This is a genomic window from Kitasatospora sp. NPDC017646 (genome assembly GCF_044329365.1).
GTDB lineage: Bacteria > Actinomycetota > Actinomycetes > Streptomycetales > Streptomycetaceae > Kitasatospora.
This window is the reverse complement of record NZ_JBIRJC010000005.1, coordinates 157301-172187: the sequence shown is the minus strand read 5'-3', so window position 1 is coordinate 172187 and position 14887 is coordinate 157301. Positions and strand designations below refer to the sequence as shown.

12 protein-coding genes are annotated in these 14887 nt (G+C 73.4%); 9 read left to right on the top strand and 3 right to left on the bottom strand.

Annotation, left to right across the window (positions count from 1 at the left end; all coding sequences use genetic code 11):
- Positions 1 to 38: 38 nt before the first annotated feature.
- Both ACH4J0_RS10920 and ACH4J0_RS10915 read right to left on the bottom strand, forming a co-directional pair.
- Positions 39 to 1085 (bottom strand): SDR family NAD(P)-dependent oxidoreductase, encoded by a 1047-nt coding sequence (locus ACH4J0_RS10920; protein ID WP_396238489.1) that lies wholly within the window; start codon positions 1083 to 1085, stop codon positions 39 to 41.
- Complete coding sequence (locus ACH4J0_RS10915) at positions 1082 to 2356, bottom strand: UDP-N-acetylglucosamine--N-acetylmuramyl-(pentapeptide) pyrophosphoryl-undecaprenol N-acetylglucosamine transferase (RefSeq protein WP_396238487.1); 1275 nt, start codon at positions 2354 to 2356, stop codon at positions 1082 to 1084. Before ACH4J0_RS10915 ends, ACH4J0_RS10920 begins: the two co-directional genes overlap by 4 nt.
- A gap of 63 nt (positions 2357 to 2419) precedes the next feature.
- Between ACH4J0_RS10915 and ACH4J0_RS10910 the strand changes: the two genes are divergently transcribed.
- The 3 genes from ACH4J0_RS10910 (at position 2420) to ACH4J0_RS10900 (ending at position 6648) form a co-directional block, all read left to right on the top strand.
- Positions 2420 to 3106 (top strand): response regulator transcription factor, encoded by a 687-nt coding sequence (locus tag ACH4J0_RS10910; protein ID WP_396238485.1) that lies wholly within the window; start codon positions 2420 to 2422, stop codon positions 3104 to 3106.
- Positions 3103 to 4479: an ATP-binding protein gene (locus tag ACH4J0_RS10905; protein WP_396238483.1), complete on the top strand. Its 1377-nt coding sequence runs from the start codon at positions 3103 to 3105 to the stop codon at positions 4477 to 4479. Before ACH4J0_RS10910 ends, ACH4J0_RS10905 begins: the two co-directional genes overlap by 4 nt.
- Positions 4480 to 4584: 105 nt before the next feature.
- Positions 4585 to 6648, top strand: coding sequence for a glycoside hydrolase (locus ACH4J0_RS10900; protein ID WP_396238481.1), 2064 nt, complete (start codon positions 4585 to 4587; stop codon positions 6646 to 6648).
- A 297-nt stretch (positions 6649 to 6945) separates the two neighbouring features.
- Here ACH4J0_RS10900 and ACH4J0_RS10895 read toward each other — a convergent pair whose 3' ends face one another.
- The gene (locus tag ACH4J0_RS10895) at positions 6946 to 8100 is read right to left on the bottom strand and encodes a LuxR C-terminal-related transcriptional regulator (RefSeq protein ID WP_396238479.1); all 1155 of its coding nucleotides are present in this window, start codon (positions 8098 to 8100) and stop codon (positions 6946 to 6948) included.
- 487 nt (positions 8101 to 8587) lie between these two features.
- On the opposite strand from ACH4J0_RS10895, the gene ACH4J0_RS10890 reads away from it, so the two are divergent.
- From ACH4J0_RS10890 to ACH4J0_RS10865, 6 genes are all read left to right on the top strand, one after another.
- Positions 8588 to 9580, top strand: coding sequence for an aspartyl/asparaginyl beta-hydroxylase domain-containing protein (locus tag ACH4J0_RS10890; RefSeq protein WP_396238477.1), 993 nt, complete (start codon positions 8588 to 8590; stop codon positions 9578 to 9580).
- 32 nt (positions 9581 to 9612) lie between these two features.
- Complete coding sequence (locus tag ACH4J0_RS10885) at positions 9613 to 10803, top strand: peptidogalycan biosysnthesis protein (RefSeq protein ID WP_396238475.1); 1191 nt, start codon at positions 9613 to 9615, stop codon at positions 10801 to 10803.
- Between the two features lie 141 nt (positions 10804 to 10944).
- Complete coding sequence (locus ACH4J0_RS10880; protein ID WP_396238473.1) at positions 10945 to 12276, top strand: MFS transporter; 1332 nt, start codon at positions 10945 to 10947, stop codon at positions 12274 to 12276.
- A gap of 112 nt (positions 12277 to 12388) precedes the next feature.
- Positions 12389 to 13747, top strand: coding sequence for an acetyl-CoA carboxylase biotin carboxylase subunit family protein (locus tag ACH4J0_RS10875; protein WP_396238471.1), 1359 nt, complete (start codon positions 12389 to 12391; stop codon positions 13745 to 13747).
- Positions 13748 to 13826: 79 nt separating this feature from the next.
- Positions 13827 to 14015: a lysine biosynthesis protein LysW gene (locus ACH4J0_RS10870; RefSeq protein ID WP_396238469.1), complete on the top strand. Its 189-nt coding sequence runs from the start codon at positions 13827 to 13829 to the stop codon at positions 14013 to 14015.
- Positions 14012 to 14875, top strand: coding sequence for a RimK family alpha-L-glutamate ligase (locus tag ACH4J0_RS10865; protein WP_396238467.1), 864 nt, complete (start codon positions 14012 to 14014; stop codon positions 14873 to 14875). The genes ACH4J0_RS10870 and ACH4J0_RS10865 overlap by 4 nt, the downstream gene beginning before the upstream one ends.
- The last annotated feature ends 12 nt before the right edge of the window (positions 14876 to 14887 follow it).

The window sequence follows — 14887 nt, the reverse complement described above, 5'->3', positions numbered from 1 at the left end:
GCGATGTGGCCGATGTGGCCGCGCGGGTCACCTCCGCGTCAGACCTGGTAGCGCTCGGGCGCGAACAGGTGCAGGTGCTCGGCGACCCAGTCGGAGGTGAGGCGCAGGCCCTCCGCCAGGTCGACGCGCGGCTGCCAGCCCGCGAGTTCGCGCGCCTTGCGGTTGTCGGAGAGCAGCCGTGCCACCTCGCTGCCGCCGGGGCGCAGTCGACCCGGGTCGACCACGACCTCGGCGTCGCGGCCGCTGGTGGTGATGAGCGCGGTGGCCAGGTCGCCGATGGAGATCTCGTGGCCGGTGCCGAGGTTGAGCACCTCGCCGATGGTGCGATCGGCCCGGGCGATGGCCAGGAAGCCCTCGGCGGTGTCCGTGGCGTAGCTGAAGTCGCGGGTGGGGGTGAGTGAGCCGAGCTTGATCTGCCGTGCCCCGGAGTGGAGTTGGGCGAGCATGGTGGGGATCACCGCGCGGGCGGACTGGCGCGGCCCGTAGGTGTTGAACGGGCGGACCACCGAAACCGGCAGTTCGAAGGAATTCCAGTAGGAGAGGGCCGCCATGTCGGCACCGATCTTCGAGGCGGAGTACGGGGACTGCGGCTGCAGCGGGTGGTGTTCGCTGATCGGGACGGTGATCGCGCTGCCGTACACCTCGCTGGTGGAGGTGTGCAGCAGCCTGGCGCCGTGGCGCAGGCAGGCGGCTGCGACGTTCTGGGTGCCGACCACGTTGGTCTGCACGTAGGCTTCCGGAGCCTGGTAGCTGTAGGGGATGCCGATCAGCGCGGCGAGGTGGAAGACGGTGTCGCAGCCGGCGACCGCGTCCAGCACCCGGCCGGCGTCCCGGACGTCTCCCGCGAGCATCTCCACGGCGCCGTCGGACTCGGCCAGGTAGCGGGCCAGGTAGCCGCGTTCGGCGTACGGCTTGTAGTGCACCAGGGCCCGCACCCGGGCGCCCCGGGTCACCAGCAGGTCGACCAGGGTGCTGCCGATGAAGCCCTCGGCGCCGGTGACCAGCACCGTGCGTCCGGTCCAGTCGGCGGGCGTGGAAGCGTCGTTCGAGGGCTGCGGGCGGCGGTCGTCGGTCTGCGCGGTCATGTCGTCCTCCAGGTGTGCAGGGGCGGGTTGTCGCTGGTCAACGGGTCGTATCGGTCGTGGGGGTCGTGCGGGCCGTTCGCCCGGTGCGGCCCTCGGGGGCCGTCCGGTTCGGTGGTGGGCCCGGACGCGGTGGCCGGCACGCCGCGGCGGATGGTGGCCAGCACCTTGGCGGCCAGCAGGTCGGCGGCGTCCGCGTGGGTACCGGGGTCGGCCGCCGCCGCCATCCCCGTCAGCCGGGCCGGGTCGGCGAGCAGCGGTTCCACCAGTGCGGCCAGCCGTTCGCCGGTGCATTCGGCGTCCGGCAGCAGCAGGCCGGCGCCGGTGTCGGAGAGCACCCGGGCGTTGTGCGTCTGGTGGTCGTGGGGTGCGTGCGGGTAGGGCACCAGCACGGCGGGCATCCGGGTCGTGGCCAGTTCGGCGACGGTGGCCGAGCCCGCCCGGCAGACCATGAGGTCGGCCGCCGCGTAGGCGAGGTCCATCCGGTCCAGGTAGGGCACCGCCCGCGCCACCGGGTTGCCGGCCAGCCGGGCCCGCACCTCGTCCAGGGCGGTGGGGCCGGTCTTGACCAGCAGTCGCCGGTCGGGGCGGTGCCGCCAGCGTTCGGCCAGGTCGACGGCGGCCTCGGTGAGCCGGGTGGCGCCGAGGCTGCCCCCGTTGAAGACCAGCAGCCGGGCGTGCTCCGGGACCTCGAAGTGGCGCCGGGCCTCGGCCCGCAGCGCCGCCCGGTCCAGCCGGGCCACCGCGCCCACCAGCGGCATGCCCACCGTCTCCACCCGCCGGCCCGTGGGCAGGTGGGACCGGGTCCGGTCGAAGGCGAGCGCCAGGTGCGGGGTGAGCCGGGCGGCGAAGCGGTTGGCCCGTCCCGGCACGGCGTTGGACTCGTGCACCACGCTCGGCAGGCCGGCCAGCCGGGCCCCGACGATCACCGGCGCGCTCGGGTAGCCGCCCATGCCGACCGCCACCTGCGCACCCTGGGCCCGCAGGATCTCCCGGCACTGCCGGCCGGAGCGCAGCAGCGCGGCGGGCAGCGTGTAGCGGCGCAGTCCGAGGGCGGCGTCGAAGGGGATCATGTCGACCGTGTGCAGCCGGTAGCCGGCCTCCGGGATCAGCCTGGTCTCCAGGCCGCGCTCGGTACCCACGAACGAGATCACCGCTCGCGGGTCGGCTCGGCGCAGGGCCTCGGCCAGCGCCAGGCCCGGATAGATGTGTCCGCCTGTGCCACCTGCACCGATCACCACCGAGAGGGGTTGGTCCCCGTGTTCTGTCCGCATGCCCGGCAGCCTGGCGAGCCGATGTAAGAGAGTTCTCAGAGTCGGTTTGAGAGGGTTGTCCGCATGAGCAACGGGCAGAAGGTGCTGGTCGTGGACGACGACCCGGAGGTGCGAGCCGCCGTCGAGGACGGGCTGGCGGTCGAGGGCTACCAGGTGCGCGGCGCCGCCGACGGGCTGGCGGCGCTCGGCGAGGTGACCCGCTGGCAGCCCGACGCCATGGTGCTCGACCTGATGATGCCCGCGCTCGACGGCCTGGCGGTCTGCCGACGGTTGCGGGCCCTGGGCGACCGGATCCCGATCCTGGTGCTGACCGCCCGCGACTCGGTGAGCGAGCGGGTCGACGGCCTGGACGCGGGCGCCGACGACTACCTGGTGAAGCCGTTCGCGCTGGACGAGCTGACCGCCCGGCTGCGCGCCCTGCTGCGCCGCAGCGCTCCGGCCGTCGAGGAGGCCGAGTACCGGTACGCCGACCTCGTGGTCGACCCGGTCACCCGCACCGGCAGCCGCGGCGGCCGCCCGCTGGACTTCTCGCGCACCGAGTTCGCGCTGCTGGAGGTCCTGTTGCGCCACCCCGGCCAGGTGCTGCCGCGCGAAGTGATCATGGAGCGGGTGTGGGGCTCGGACTTCGGCCCCGACTCCAACTCGCTGGCGGTCTACATCGGTTACCTGCGACGGAAGCTGGAGGCCGGCGGCGAGCCGAGGCTGGTGCACACCGTGCACGGGGTGGGCTACCGGCTGGAGGAGCGGTGAGGGCGCACGCCCGCTGGCGCCGGCGCCGTCCGCTGCGCACCCGGCTGGCGCTGGCCTGCACGGCCGCGGTCGCGCTGGTCGCCGTCGGCGTCAGCGCGGCGGCCTTCACCGTCGTCCGCTACGAGCTCGAGCACCAGCTCGACCTGCACCTCACCCAGCAGGCCACCCTGCTCCAGCAGCAGCACCGCGGCCAGGGACCACAGGTGGTCTACGGCGAGTGCGGCTACCTGGCCGCTCCCGCGTGCGCCCAGATCGTGCCGGCCGACCCGGCCAGGGACCCGGCACAGCCGTACCTGTTGCCGGTCACGCCCGCCACCCGCCGGATCGCGGCCCGCGAGCGCGGCGGCTACTTCACCGACGTCACCATCGGCGGCCACCCGGCCCGGATGCTCACCACCCCGATGACCGCCGCCCCCGCCGGCACCCGGCAGGCCGTCCAGGTGGCGCTGCGCGCCGACACCGTGCAGGAGGGCGTACGGCAGGCCGGCGAGCTGATGGCGGCCGTCGCCGCGGCCGGGGTGCTGCTGGCCGCCGCGCTCGGCCACACGGTCGCCCGCACCGGACTGGCCCCGGTCACCCGGCTGACCAGGACCGCCGAACGGATCGCCGACACCCGCGACGCCGGTCTGCGCATCGAGCTGCCGCCCGGCCGCCGGGAGGACGAACTGACCAGACTGGCGGGCAGCTTCAACACCATGCTGGGCGAGCTGGAACAGTCCGTGGCCGCCCAGCGCCGGCTGGTCGCGGACGCCTCGCACGAGCTGCGCACCCCGCTCACGGCGCTCCGCACCAACGCCGAACTCCTGAGCCGCGCCGACCGGTTGACCGACAGCCAGCGCGAGCGGGCGGCCTCCGCGCTGGGCCGCCAGCTGCGCGAGGTGACCGGCATGGTCAACGACCTGATCGAGCTGGCCCGCGACGAGGAGCCGCAGCCGCTGCTCGAGGAGGTCCGGGTGGGCGCGCTGGTCGCGCGCTGCGTGGACGCCGCCCGCGAGCACTGGCCCGCGATCGGCTTCACCCTGGTGGACACCGCCGGGGAGCGCACCGTCCCGGGCGTGCCGGGACGGTGCGCCCGGCTGCTGTCCAACCTGCTGGACAACGCGGCCAAGTTCAGCCCGGCGGGCGGCACGGTCGAGGTGCACCTCACGGCCGGCCTGGAGCTGACCGTGCGCGACCACGGCCCCGGCATCGCGCCGGAGGACCTGCCGTACGTCTTCGACCGCTTCTACCGCGCCTCGGCGGCCCGCGCACTGCCCGGCTCCGGTCTCGGACTCGCGATGGCCCGTCAGATCGCCCGCGCCCACGGCGCCACCCTCACCGCCGAGAACGCCCCGGGCGGCGGCGCGCTGTTCCGGCTGGCACTGGCCGGCTGAGCGCGTCCGCCAGGGCGGTCGGCGCGCTGACGGCCCGTTCGTGGCACGGCCCCGCCGACGCCTCATAAGAGACCTTCTTATGACCCTCCGACATCCTTCCGCAGCATGACGACCACGAGCTCCACTCCGCCGCCCCACCCGCAACGCCCGCGACGCACCCCCCGCCGCCGCGCGACGGTGGCAGCGCTCGCGCTGGTGAGCGCTGCCACCCTCGTCAACGCGAGCTGGTCAGCCGCCCACGGGGCGACCACCCACCCTGCCGGCCGGGCGCCCGCCGGCCTCTCGATCCGGTCACACGGCAACCTCCTGGACATCCCGGTGGACGGCGGCGTCGCACAGCTGCGGACCGACTCGCTGGCCATCACCGCGCAAGGCCGCGACGAACGGACGCTGACCCTCTCCGCACCCGCCGCGCAGCCACTGGGCGCGCCCGGCCCGGTCACCGTCGAGGGCGGTACGGCCAGTTGGAAGCTGCCGGAGCACGGCCTGAGCGTCACCGCCGCCGCGGTGCGCGGTCGGCTCCAGGTCACCGTGCACAGCGAGCGCGACGGCGCCACGCTGTCCTGGCCGGTCACCGGCACCGATCCGTCCGCCACGCAGATGCAGCTGCCGCGCGGCGAGGGTCTGGGCATTCCGGTGGCCGACCCGTTCTGGAACTCGACCCGGACCGGCGTGGCCGGCGCCAGCTACGGCCTCGGAACCGACCTGAGCATGCCGTTGTGGGGTTACACGCTGGCCGGAGCGGGTCTCAGCTACCTGGTGCCGCAGCCGATCGGCACCTCACTCGGCCTCGGCTCCCAGGACGGCCGTCTGCGCGGCACCGCCGTGCACACGTTCTCCCAGCGGGCGGGCACCCGGGACTACACGGTCACCTTCGCCCTCACCGCCCCCTCGCCGGTCGCCCCTGCGCAGGACTACCGCCACTGGCTCGGTGACCAGGGCCAACTGGCCACGCTGAGCAGCAAGATCGCCGCCAACCCGGAGGTCGGCAAGCTGCTCGGCGCGTTCCACGCCTACGCCTGGGGCAGCGCCCGCACCGCGCAGGGAGTGCGGCAGATGCAGGCGCTGGGCCTGTCCCGGCTCTGGCTCGGCTACGACGCCGACGACCAGCCGATGGACGCACAGGCGGTGGCCGCCGCGAAGCGGGCGGGCTACCTGGTCGGCCCGTACGACTCGTTCGCCAACGGGCAGGACCCGGCCACCGCCGACGCCCCCACCTCCGCCTGGCCGGCCCCGGTCTACCCGGGCTACTGCATCCACCGGCAGGACGGATCCGTGCTCGCGGGCTTCCACGATCGCGGCTGCTACCTCAGTTCGCAGGCGTTCGCGCAGCACGACGAGTTCCTCGCCCAGCGCACCCGGCAGATGACCGCCAACGGATCGAACAGCTACTTCCTGGACGTGGACGCGGCCGGCGAGCTGTACGACGACTTCAGCCCCGACCACCCGATGAACCAGCAGCAGGACGAAGCCAACCGGATCGCCCGGATGCGCCGACTGTCCGGTCCCGACAAACTGGTGCTCGGATCCGAGGCCGCGCACAGCTGGGCCGGCCCGGTCATCGCCTTCAGCCACGGCTCGCTGACCCCGCCGGTGGACGGGCTGTGGCCACTGGAGAAGGACAAGGAGGTCTGGGGCGGCTACGCGCCGGCCACCGCACCGGGCGTCTTCTTCAAACCGGTCACCCTGCCGGATGATCTGACCAAGGCCATGTTCGACCCGGCGTACCGGATCCCGCTGCTGGAGACCGCCTTGCACGACGCCCAGGTCAACCTCGACCGGTGGGAGCTGTCCTACACCAAGTTCCCGGCGCTGGAGACCACCCGGGCGTTGCAGGCGATCTTGCAGAACACCCCGCTGAACCTGGTCCTCAACGGCCCGACGCTGAACACCGACGGCAGGCAACTCGCCGCACTCCAGCAGTACTTCGCGCCCCTGCACGAGGCCGCCGGCACTCAGCCGATGACCGACTTCCGCTACCTGAGCGCGGACCACCAGGTGCAGCGAACCAGCTTCGGCAACGGCGTTCTCGAGGTCACCGCCAACTTCGGCACCAGCACCTACGGCCCCGGCGCGCTGCCGGGCGGCTGCGTCGACGCGAAGCTCAAGGGTGACGGGCAGCCGCGCCGACTCTGCCCCGGCACGATGCCGCAGGCGCCCCTCGAGTAGCCCGCGGCACTTGGGCGCAGGCGCGCAGGACCTGCCCGCGATCGTCGACGCGGCCTCCCGCCGCTGCGCCGTGTGCGGGTCGGCGGGCTTCCGTTCGGCCGTCGCGGCCCGGGTGGACGCCGCGTTCCGTTCTCGGCGGCGCTCCGCCCGGGCAGGCATTCCGCGGCCGCCGGAGCGCCGACCGTTCGATATCCGACCCAAGGGGGGGCTGGGTGATGGCCCGTCAGGAGGGGAATATCTCCTCGTGAACGGGAAGCGGAGCACCGCCGATCTCCGCCGCTGCTTTGCGCCGTGGCGTCAGACCCGGACGCGGGCGGCTCCGAACGCATTCTCCGCGTGGCCCCGATTCCGCTCGCCGGCGGATTCGGGGCGGGAATCCGCGGACGGGTCACCGCCGTCGGGCAGGAGATAGCCGTCGGGAGTGACGCTCAGCGGGCCGCTGTCGATCAGGCCCCGCTGCATCGCGCGGCAGCCCGCCTGGAAGCGGCTGGTGGCGTTCAGTTCCTGCATGATCTCCGCGATGTGCTTGCGGCAGGTGCGGACGGACATGCCCAGGCAACGCGCGATGACCTCGTCCTTCAGGCCGTCGGCCATCAGCCGGAGCACGGTGCGCTTGGCGCTGCTCATGCCCTCGGCGGCGTCCCGGGTGATGCGCTGCGGCACCGCGAGGAAGGGGTTGCTCCAGCGCCAGAGCCGCTCGAAGTCGTCGGCCAGGACGCCGACCAGGGTGGGTTCGCGGATCACCAGGGCGAGGTTCGGCCGGGTGCGGTCGCCGATGAAGGCCACCTGCCGGTCGAAGATGATCATCCGGGTGAAGTCCTCGCCGAAGATCCGGACCTCCGAACCCTTGCGGGTGACCTCGTTGACGTAGTCCCGGGTCGGCCCGCTGAAGACCGCCGTGTGCTGGTAGATGGTGCGCATCCGCAGGCCCCGCTGGAGCATGGCGAGGGCCCGCGGGGTGGCTTCGGCCAGCATCTCCTGCTGGCGCCCGCCGCCCGGCTGGGCGGTCAGGGTCTCTTCGCGGCACTGGGCGCTGGCGGCGTCGAGGGCCGAGCGCACCGATTCGAGGTTGTCGAGGATCTCGATCGTGGTGGTGGGCGATTCCCGGGCGGCGCTGTGCTCCTCGTAGAGCGGGAGGAGTGCGGCGACCTCCTCGCGCACCCGGGCCACGTCCAACTCGCGCAGCCGGATGTCGATTTCGACGGGCGCCAACAGGGTGGCCAGGGCCGTGGCGGGGTGCGTGGGGACCCAGCCGTCGCGGTTCGGCTGGAGCAGGCGCATGGCGATCAGCCCGGAGAGGACCGCCTCGGCCTCCGCCGGGTCGGTGCCCGTCAGGCCGGCGACCGAGCCGACGGTCAGTCCGCCGGCCTCCAGGGCGTACTTGTAGATCGCGACGCTTGTGGCGTCGAGTGAAGGCAGGAGTTCGGGAAATCCGGGCTTCGGCAAATTCACGGCGCCAACTCTAGGTGATCCGAGTCGAACCGGCCATCGACCTTTAACCGTTTCTAACAATGACGGATCCGGTTCGACGGATCGGCCTCAGTATCAGCAGGAAGCGTTGCCCGGTAAAGGTTTCGGGAAATTCTTTACAGGGCGTTCATGATGGCGGGCCGATTGGCGGAAAACATCCGATTTGTCATGTCCTGGAATATTGTTCCCGAGTTCGCGACCTCACCTTGCTGCAGTGCAACTTCATGCGACCCGGAAGGCCTCCCCGAGCACCCCACCCGGCCCGCAGGCTTACTCCCGTCACAACCGTCGGCCCTACGAAAGCGAGCCAAGGATGCGTTCCACCCTCTACTTCCTGCTGCGTGTCTCGACGGCGGTCGCACTCGCGGTCGGCACCGTGACCGCCCTCCTGCCCGGCGACCCCGGCTGGGGCTGACGCTCCACCAACCCCCGCACGTCCACCAACCAAGGCCAGAGGAGAGAGCACGAGATGACCGAGGCGACGCAGGCGCACGTGGTACCCGGACTGCCCGAGGCGGCGCGGCTGGCGCTCGACTTCGACGTCGAGCGACTGGTCGCCGACGTCGCGGAACTGCGCCGGCAGGCCTGGAACCTCCAGCGGACGTACGGCGCCGACGGCGTGATCGGCGAGGCGCCCATCGACTGGCGGGTCCTGCCGCTGCGCAGCCCCGGCGGCGACCTCGACCGCACCGACCCGGGCGGCCCGGCGCTGGTGGACTTCGAGCCCACCGCGTGGCTGGAGAAGGCGCCGTACCTGGCGGAGGTGCTCGACACCATCCCCGCCGAGCTGCGCAGCGCCCGGCTGATGGCGCTCGGCCCCGGCGCCCGGTCGGCCGACCACTTCGACAACAAGTACGGCGTCGCGTGGGGCACCGCGCGGGTGCACGTCCCGATCCTGACCCACACCGAGGCCCGGATGTACATCGCGGGCAAGCTCCAGCAGTGGCAGCCGGGCACCTTCTGGTTCGGCGACTTCAGTCAGGTCCACCGGGTGGAGAACACGGGCACGGAGACCCGGGTGCACCTGGTGATCGACACCCTGCCGAGCAAGGAGCTCTTCGAGCTCTTCCCCGCCGAGGTGCGGGACCGGGTCGACGTCTCGGAGATCGTCTTCAGCCGGGGCCGTCGACCGTTGACGGCGGAGGCCACCGAGGCCTCCCTGGTGCGCTTCGACCTCCCCGAGTCCTTCGCCAACTGGGAGGAGACCGAAGGCGAGTTCCTCCAGCCGCAGAAGCAGCTGGCGGCCTCGGTCGAGCGCGACGGCGAGCACCTGGTGCTCAGCCTGGACGGCCGGCCGGAGTTCCGCCTGGTGCACGTCGGCGACCAGGAGTTCCGCTTCGCCGGCTGGACGGAGGAGCGCACCCTCCAGGTCCTCCCGGGCGACGGGGCGCCGCGTGTGGTCCTGCGCACCCGGGTCGGCAGCCGGGTGCAGCAGCTGGAGCTCGCCGCCCGGCGCGGCTGAGCGTCCGCCCTCTTCAGACAGGACCCCATCGCATGTCACACACCTCGCCCTTCGCGGACGTCCTCGGCGGGCTCCCACCCACGGCCTGGGACGCCCTGACCGGGAACCGCCTCTACTCCTCCCACGACTGGCTGCGGTTCTGTGCGACGGACATCGGCGGAACCACCGCCACGGGCGGCCTGCACGTACCCGTGGGGGACGGGGGAACGGCGGCGGTGGCGATCACCGCGGTCGAGCACGAGCCCAACTCCTTCTACCAGTGGCAGTCCCACCTCTCCGCGCTGGGCCTGCCCGGCGCGGGTGAGGCCGGTCTGCTGCTCGGACAGCGCCGCGGCTACCAGACCCACCTGCTCGCCTCGCCCGGTGTCGGGCGCGACCGGGCGGCCGCCGCGCTGTTCGACGCCCTGGGGAAGCTCCGGCTGGAACTGGCCGGCTCCGAGCTGCTGCCCTCCACCCCCGAGGCGCGGCCGGTGCCCGCCTTCGGCCTCTTCCTGAGCACCGACGACGTGCTGGCCCTGCGCGCCGCCGGAGCGGCCGGCCCGCCGCTGCTGCTCGCCGCCGACGCCTGGATCCCGGTCCCGGACGGCGGTTGGGACGAGTGGCTGCGCAGCCTGCCGTCCAAGCGCCGGATCGACATGGTCCGACGGGACGTCAAGCGTTTCCGGGACGCCGGCTACCGGATCACCAGGTCCACGCTCGGCGAGTGCTACGTCGAGGCGGCCGAGCTGCTCGTCGGCACCCAGGCCCGGTACGGGCACGCCTCGGACCCGGCGGTGCTCGCGGAGTCCTTCCGGCGCCAGGCCGCGGCCATGGGCGATGCCGCCCAGGTGGCGTTCTGCGGCATCGAGGGCGAGCCCCCCGTGGGCTTCTGCCTCTACTACGCCTGGGGCGACACCCTCTACCTGCGCGCGGCCGGCTTCGACTACGGCCGGCTCAAGGACGCCTGCGAGTACTTCAACACCGTCTACTACGAGCCCATCCGGGCCGCCGCCGAGGCGGGCTGTCGCTGGGTCCACGCGGGAATCGAGGCGGCCGACGCCAAGGCGCTGCGCGGCGCGGAGCTGCGGCCCCTGTGGCTGCTCGACCTCGCCGAGGACAGCGCCCTGGCGGGCCGCGCGGGCGACATCCGCGCGCACAACGCCGCCGAGCTGAAGTCGCTCGCCGAGTCCTCCGGCGCGGTCGCCAAGGCCGTGGTCGCCGAGGCCTTCGCGCCCTTCTGCTGAGCACCGGCCCCGCCTTCCGCCGAGCCCGGCCCCGCGCCGGGGGCGCCGGCCCGCGACCGGCGCCGGCGCACCACTCCTCACCGACCGACCGCCCGGCCTCGCACCGCCCGGTGCCGTCCGACGCCGTCCGAAGGGACCGCCATGCCTTCCGACCTCCGAAGCCGCACCGCGGCACTGGTCGTCACCCCGGACTTCGCCAGGTTCTGGCTGGGTCAGGCGCTCGCCAACCTGGCGGGCAAGAGCATGACCCTGCTCATCCCGCTGGTGGCCGTGGTCTCGCTGAACGCGGGGTCGACCGAGGTCGGGCTGCTCAACTCGGCCCAGTTCCTGCCGCTGCTGGTCTTCACCCTGTTCGCGGGGGCCTGGCTGAGCGGGCGCGCCCACCGGCCCACGCTGATCACCGCCAACACCGTCAACGCGCTGCTGCTGGCCCTGGTGCCGCTGGCGATCGTTTTCCACTGGCTGAGCATCTACCTGCTCTACGCGGTGGTCTTCTCGATCGGCGCGATCACCTGCTTCGCCGACGTGTGCGCCCTCGCCTACGCGCCGGTCCTGGTGGTGGGCGACCGGCTGGTGGTGGCGAACAGCAGGCTGGAGACCACCTACGCGCTGGCCACCGTCGCGGCGCCCGGGCTGGGCGGCATCCTGCTCGGCTCGCTCGGCGGACCGACCTCGCTGACCCTGGGGGTCGTGGCCTACCTGTTCGCCGTGGGGGCGTTCCTGACGATCCGCCACCGGAGCGTCCCGGTGGCACCGGCGGCCGGGTCCGGGCAGGGGCCCGGCATCCTCCGACTCATCGGGCAGGGGCTGCGCTTCTCCTGGCGGGTGCCGCTGCTGCGCCGGCTCACCCTCCAGGCCGCCTGGTTCAACCTGTTCGAACAGGCCGTCCTCACCCTCTACCTCGTCCACGCGGTGCGCGACCTCGACTTCTCCCCCGGCCTGCTGGGCCTGACGATGACCGTCGGCGGGGCCGGCTCCGTCCTCGGATCGCTGTTCGCCACCCGGCTGGGCCGCTCGTTCGGGGCGGCCCGGACGCTGATCACCGGAATGGGACTGGCCTCCGTCGCACCGCTGGTCATCCCGCTGGTGTCCGGACCCAGGCTGGTGACCGCCACGGTGTGCACCGCCGCCTTCGTCCTGTACGGGCTCGGCCTCACCGTCTTCAACATCTTCAGCCTGACGGCCCGGCAGCGGACCACCCCGGACACGCTGCTGGCGCCCGCCTCGGCCACCAACCGCTTCGTGGCCTTCGGCACCATCGGCATCGGCGCCGCGCTCGGCGGCTGGGCCGGCACCTGGCTCGGCGCCCGGACGGCCCTGCTGCTCGCCACCGTCGCCCTGGTCGCGGGCTGGCTGGTCTTCACGGTCAGCCTGGTCCGGTCGGGCTCGGACGGCGAGGGCGGTCGGCACGAGGACCCCGAGGCCGTCCCGGACGCGCCCCTGCCCGTCGCCGCCGTCGCTGACGGAGTGTGACGCAGCTCCGCTCCCGGAGGGGCCCAGGGCGTCCGCGACCGTTGCCGCCCCTCCGATCCAGCGGCCCGCCCCGGGCCGGCTGAACCCCCAACCCAGGAAGTGACGATCCGCCATGCCCACCGTTGCCCAGTCCCAGCCCGATCCGCAGTCCCAGCCCGGCCCCCAGCCCGATCCGCAGGGCCGCCCAGACGCCCTGCTCCTGATGGGCGACCTCGTGGTCCTCGCCCGCCAGGGCCGGCTGATCACCGAGGCCCGGCGCCGGGGCCTGGCCCCGCTCGCCGTGGTGAGCCGCGACACCGACCTTGACCGGCTCGCCGAACTGCGGGCCGACGCCGGGCACCCGCTGTCCGGGCTCGCCGAGGTCGTCCAGGTGCCCGACGCCCAGGTGGCCACCGTGGCGCCCGCCGTGCAGCCGCTGCTGCGCCGCTACCGGGTCCGCGGCGTCATCTCGGTGGGCGAGGTGTTCGTCGAGCCGGTGGGCGTCCTCGCCGACGTCCTCGGCCTGCCGGGCAGCGGTTCCCAGGCCGCGCTGATCTGCCGCAACAAGCTGCTCCAGCGCACCGCCGCCCCGGCCTTCGCGCCGTCCTGGCAGACGGTTCCGGCCGAGGAGCGGGCCGGCTTCACCCTCCCGGCGGAGCGGCTGCCCGCCGTGGTCAAGCCGGCCGGCCGGTTCTACAGCTCCGGGGTGCGCCTGGTGCACGACCAGGAGGAGCTGACGGCGGCGCTGGCCGCGTTGGCCCCGCACGAGATCGCGCTCGTGGAGAGCCGCGTGGTCGGCCCCGAGTTCTCGGTGGAGGCCCTGGTGCAGGGCGGCGAGGTGCTCTGGTCCGGCGTCACGGGCAAGGAGAGCAACGAGTCCGGCGGCGCCTTCTTCACCGAGGTGGAGCACACCTCCCCCGCCGTCCTGGACGAGGCCTCGCGCACCGCGCTGGTCGAGGCCAACCGCGAGGTCCTGCGCCGGGTCGGGCTGAAGGACGGCATCACCCACGCCGAGTACCGGCTCACCGAGGACGGCGTGGTGCTGATGGAGGTGGCCGCGCGGCTGCCCGGCGACGCCATCACCTTCCTGTGGGAGCTGGCCACCGGCGAGGGCGTGGAGCCCGCCATGGTCGACCTGGCCCTCGGACTCCCGACCCGCTACCCCGAGCCCCGCCGCCGGGCCCGCCAGCACTTCGTCGACCACCCGCACGGGCGGCTGGCGGACGTCACCGCGGACGGCGCCGAGGTCTCCTGGATCGTCCGGGACGACCGCTGGCCCGTCCTGACCCCGTTGGCCCCGCAGGCCCCCGCGGCGCTACGCGGCGTCCTGGTCGGGCGCCGCGTCGGCGACCTGCTCGACGACCAGGTCGACTCGGGCCACCGCTCGGCCTCCCTGATCGTCGACGTCCCGCTCGACGAGTCCGTCGACGGGGCCACCAAGACCTTCGCCGACCAGGTGCGCGTCGTCGTCGACCCGCACCCCGCCGGCTGACCGGTCCGGCAGCCGGAGCACCACCCCGCACCGTTAACAACCCGCACCGTCCGGCACCACGAACCCCTGGAGAGGAACCATGTCCGTAACCGCACCCGCTACCGCCTGCCTGGTCTGCGACAGCGCCCTGGAGATCCTGGCCGACTGGGAGGTCGGCGAGATCGTCGCCTGCGACTCCTGCGGCCAGGAGCACGAGGTGGTCGAGAAGTCCGACGCCACCGTCCGGGTCGAGCTCGCCCCCGAGGTCGAGGAGGACTGGGGCGAATGAGCCCGGAGTCCGTCGACGTCCTGCTGTCCCTCACCATGCTCCGCCCGGAGGAGCGGCAGCTCCTGGACGCCCTGCGCGCCCAGGGACTGACCGCCCGCACCGCGCTGGTGCCGGACCTGGCCGGGATCCTGTCCGGCCGGGTGCCGGCACCCCGGCTGGCGGTGCTCAGGAACCTCTCGCACCGGGAGGCGATCGGCGCCGCCCGGCGGCTGGAGCAGGCCGGGGTGCCGACCTTCAACACCGCCGCCGCGATCGAGATCTGCAACGACAAGGGCCTCCAGGCCCTGCTGCTCGCCCGGCACGGGATCTGCCACCCGCGCTCCCTGCACGCCTTCACCCACGACCAGGTGCGGGAGGCCGTCGAGGAGATCGGCTGGCCCTCGGTGGTCAAGCCGGTGAGCGGCTCCTGGGGCCGCGGCGTCGTACGGCTGTCCGACGAGGAGTGCCTGGACAGCTGGGTGGGAGCGCGCGAGTCGGTCGACGCGGCCGGCAAGCTCTTCCCGGTGCTCGTCCAGGAGTACGTGGACAAGCCGGGCCACGACCTGCGGGTCGTGATCGTCGGCCGGGAGCCGGTGGTCGCGTTCCGCCGCGTCTCGACGGACTGGCGGACCAACACCCACCTGGGGGCCGAGGTCGAACGGGCCGAGATCACCGACGAGATGGCCAAGCTCTGCCTCGCCACCGTCGACCTGCTCGGCGACGGCTTCTACGGCATCGACCTGATCGAGAACCGCGCCACCGGCGAACTCGGCGTGCTGGAGGTCAACGCCAACCCCGAGTTCGCCCGCTCGTCTGCCCTGCATGGCGTCGACGTGGCCGGCCGGCTCGCGGCGCACCTCGCCGGCGCGCTGCCCGCCTGACGGGCCGACCGG

What these genes read in the sequence shown, in the direction of transcription:
- ACH4J0_RS10910 (WP_396238485.1), top strand. Translation starts at nt 2,420, where the DNA reads ATGAGCAACGGGCAGAAGGTGCTGGTCGTGGACGACGACCCGGAGGTG.
- ACH4J0_RS10890 (WP_396238477.1), top strand. Translation starts at nt 8,588, where the DNA reads ATGACCGAGGCGACGCAGGCGCACGTGGTACCCGGACTGCCCGAGGCG.
- ACH4J0_RS10880 (WP_396238473.1), top strand. Translation starts at nt 10,945, where the DNA reads ATGCCTTCCGACCTCCGAAGCCGCACCGCGGCACTGGTCGTCACCCCG.
- ACH4J0_RS10870 (WP_396238469.1), top strand. Translation starts at nt 13,827, where the DNA reads ATGTCCGTAACCGCACCCGCTACCGCCTGCCTGGTCTGCGACAGCGCC.
- ACH4J0_RS10875 (WP_396238471.1), top strand. Translation starts at nt 12,389, where the DNA reads ATGCCCACCGTTGCCCAGTCCCAGCCCGATCCGCAGTCCCAGCCCGGC.
- ACH4J0_RS10900 (WP_396238481.1), top strand. Translation starts at nt 4,585, where the DNA reads ATGACGACCACGAGCTCCACTCCGCCGCCCCACCCGCAACGCCCGCGA.
- ACH4J0_RS10885 (WP_396238475.1), top strand. Translation starts at nt 9,613, where the DNA reads ATGTCACACACCTCGCCCTTCGCGGACGTCCTCGGCGGGCTCCCACCC.
- ACH4J0_RS10865 (WP_396238467.1), top strand. Translation starts at nt 14,012, where the DNA reads ATGAGCCCGGAGTCCGTCGACGTCCTGCTGTCCCTCACCATGCTCCGC.
- ACH4J0_RS10920 (WP_396238489.1), bottom strand. Translation starts at nt 1,085, where the DNA reads ATGACCGCGCAGACCGACGACCGCCGCCCGCAGCCCTCGAACGACGCT.
- ACH4J0_RS10915 (WP_396238487.1), bottom strand. Translation starts at nt 2,356, where the DNA reads ATGCGGACAGAACACGGGGACCAACCCCTCTCGGTGGTGATCGGTGCA.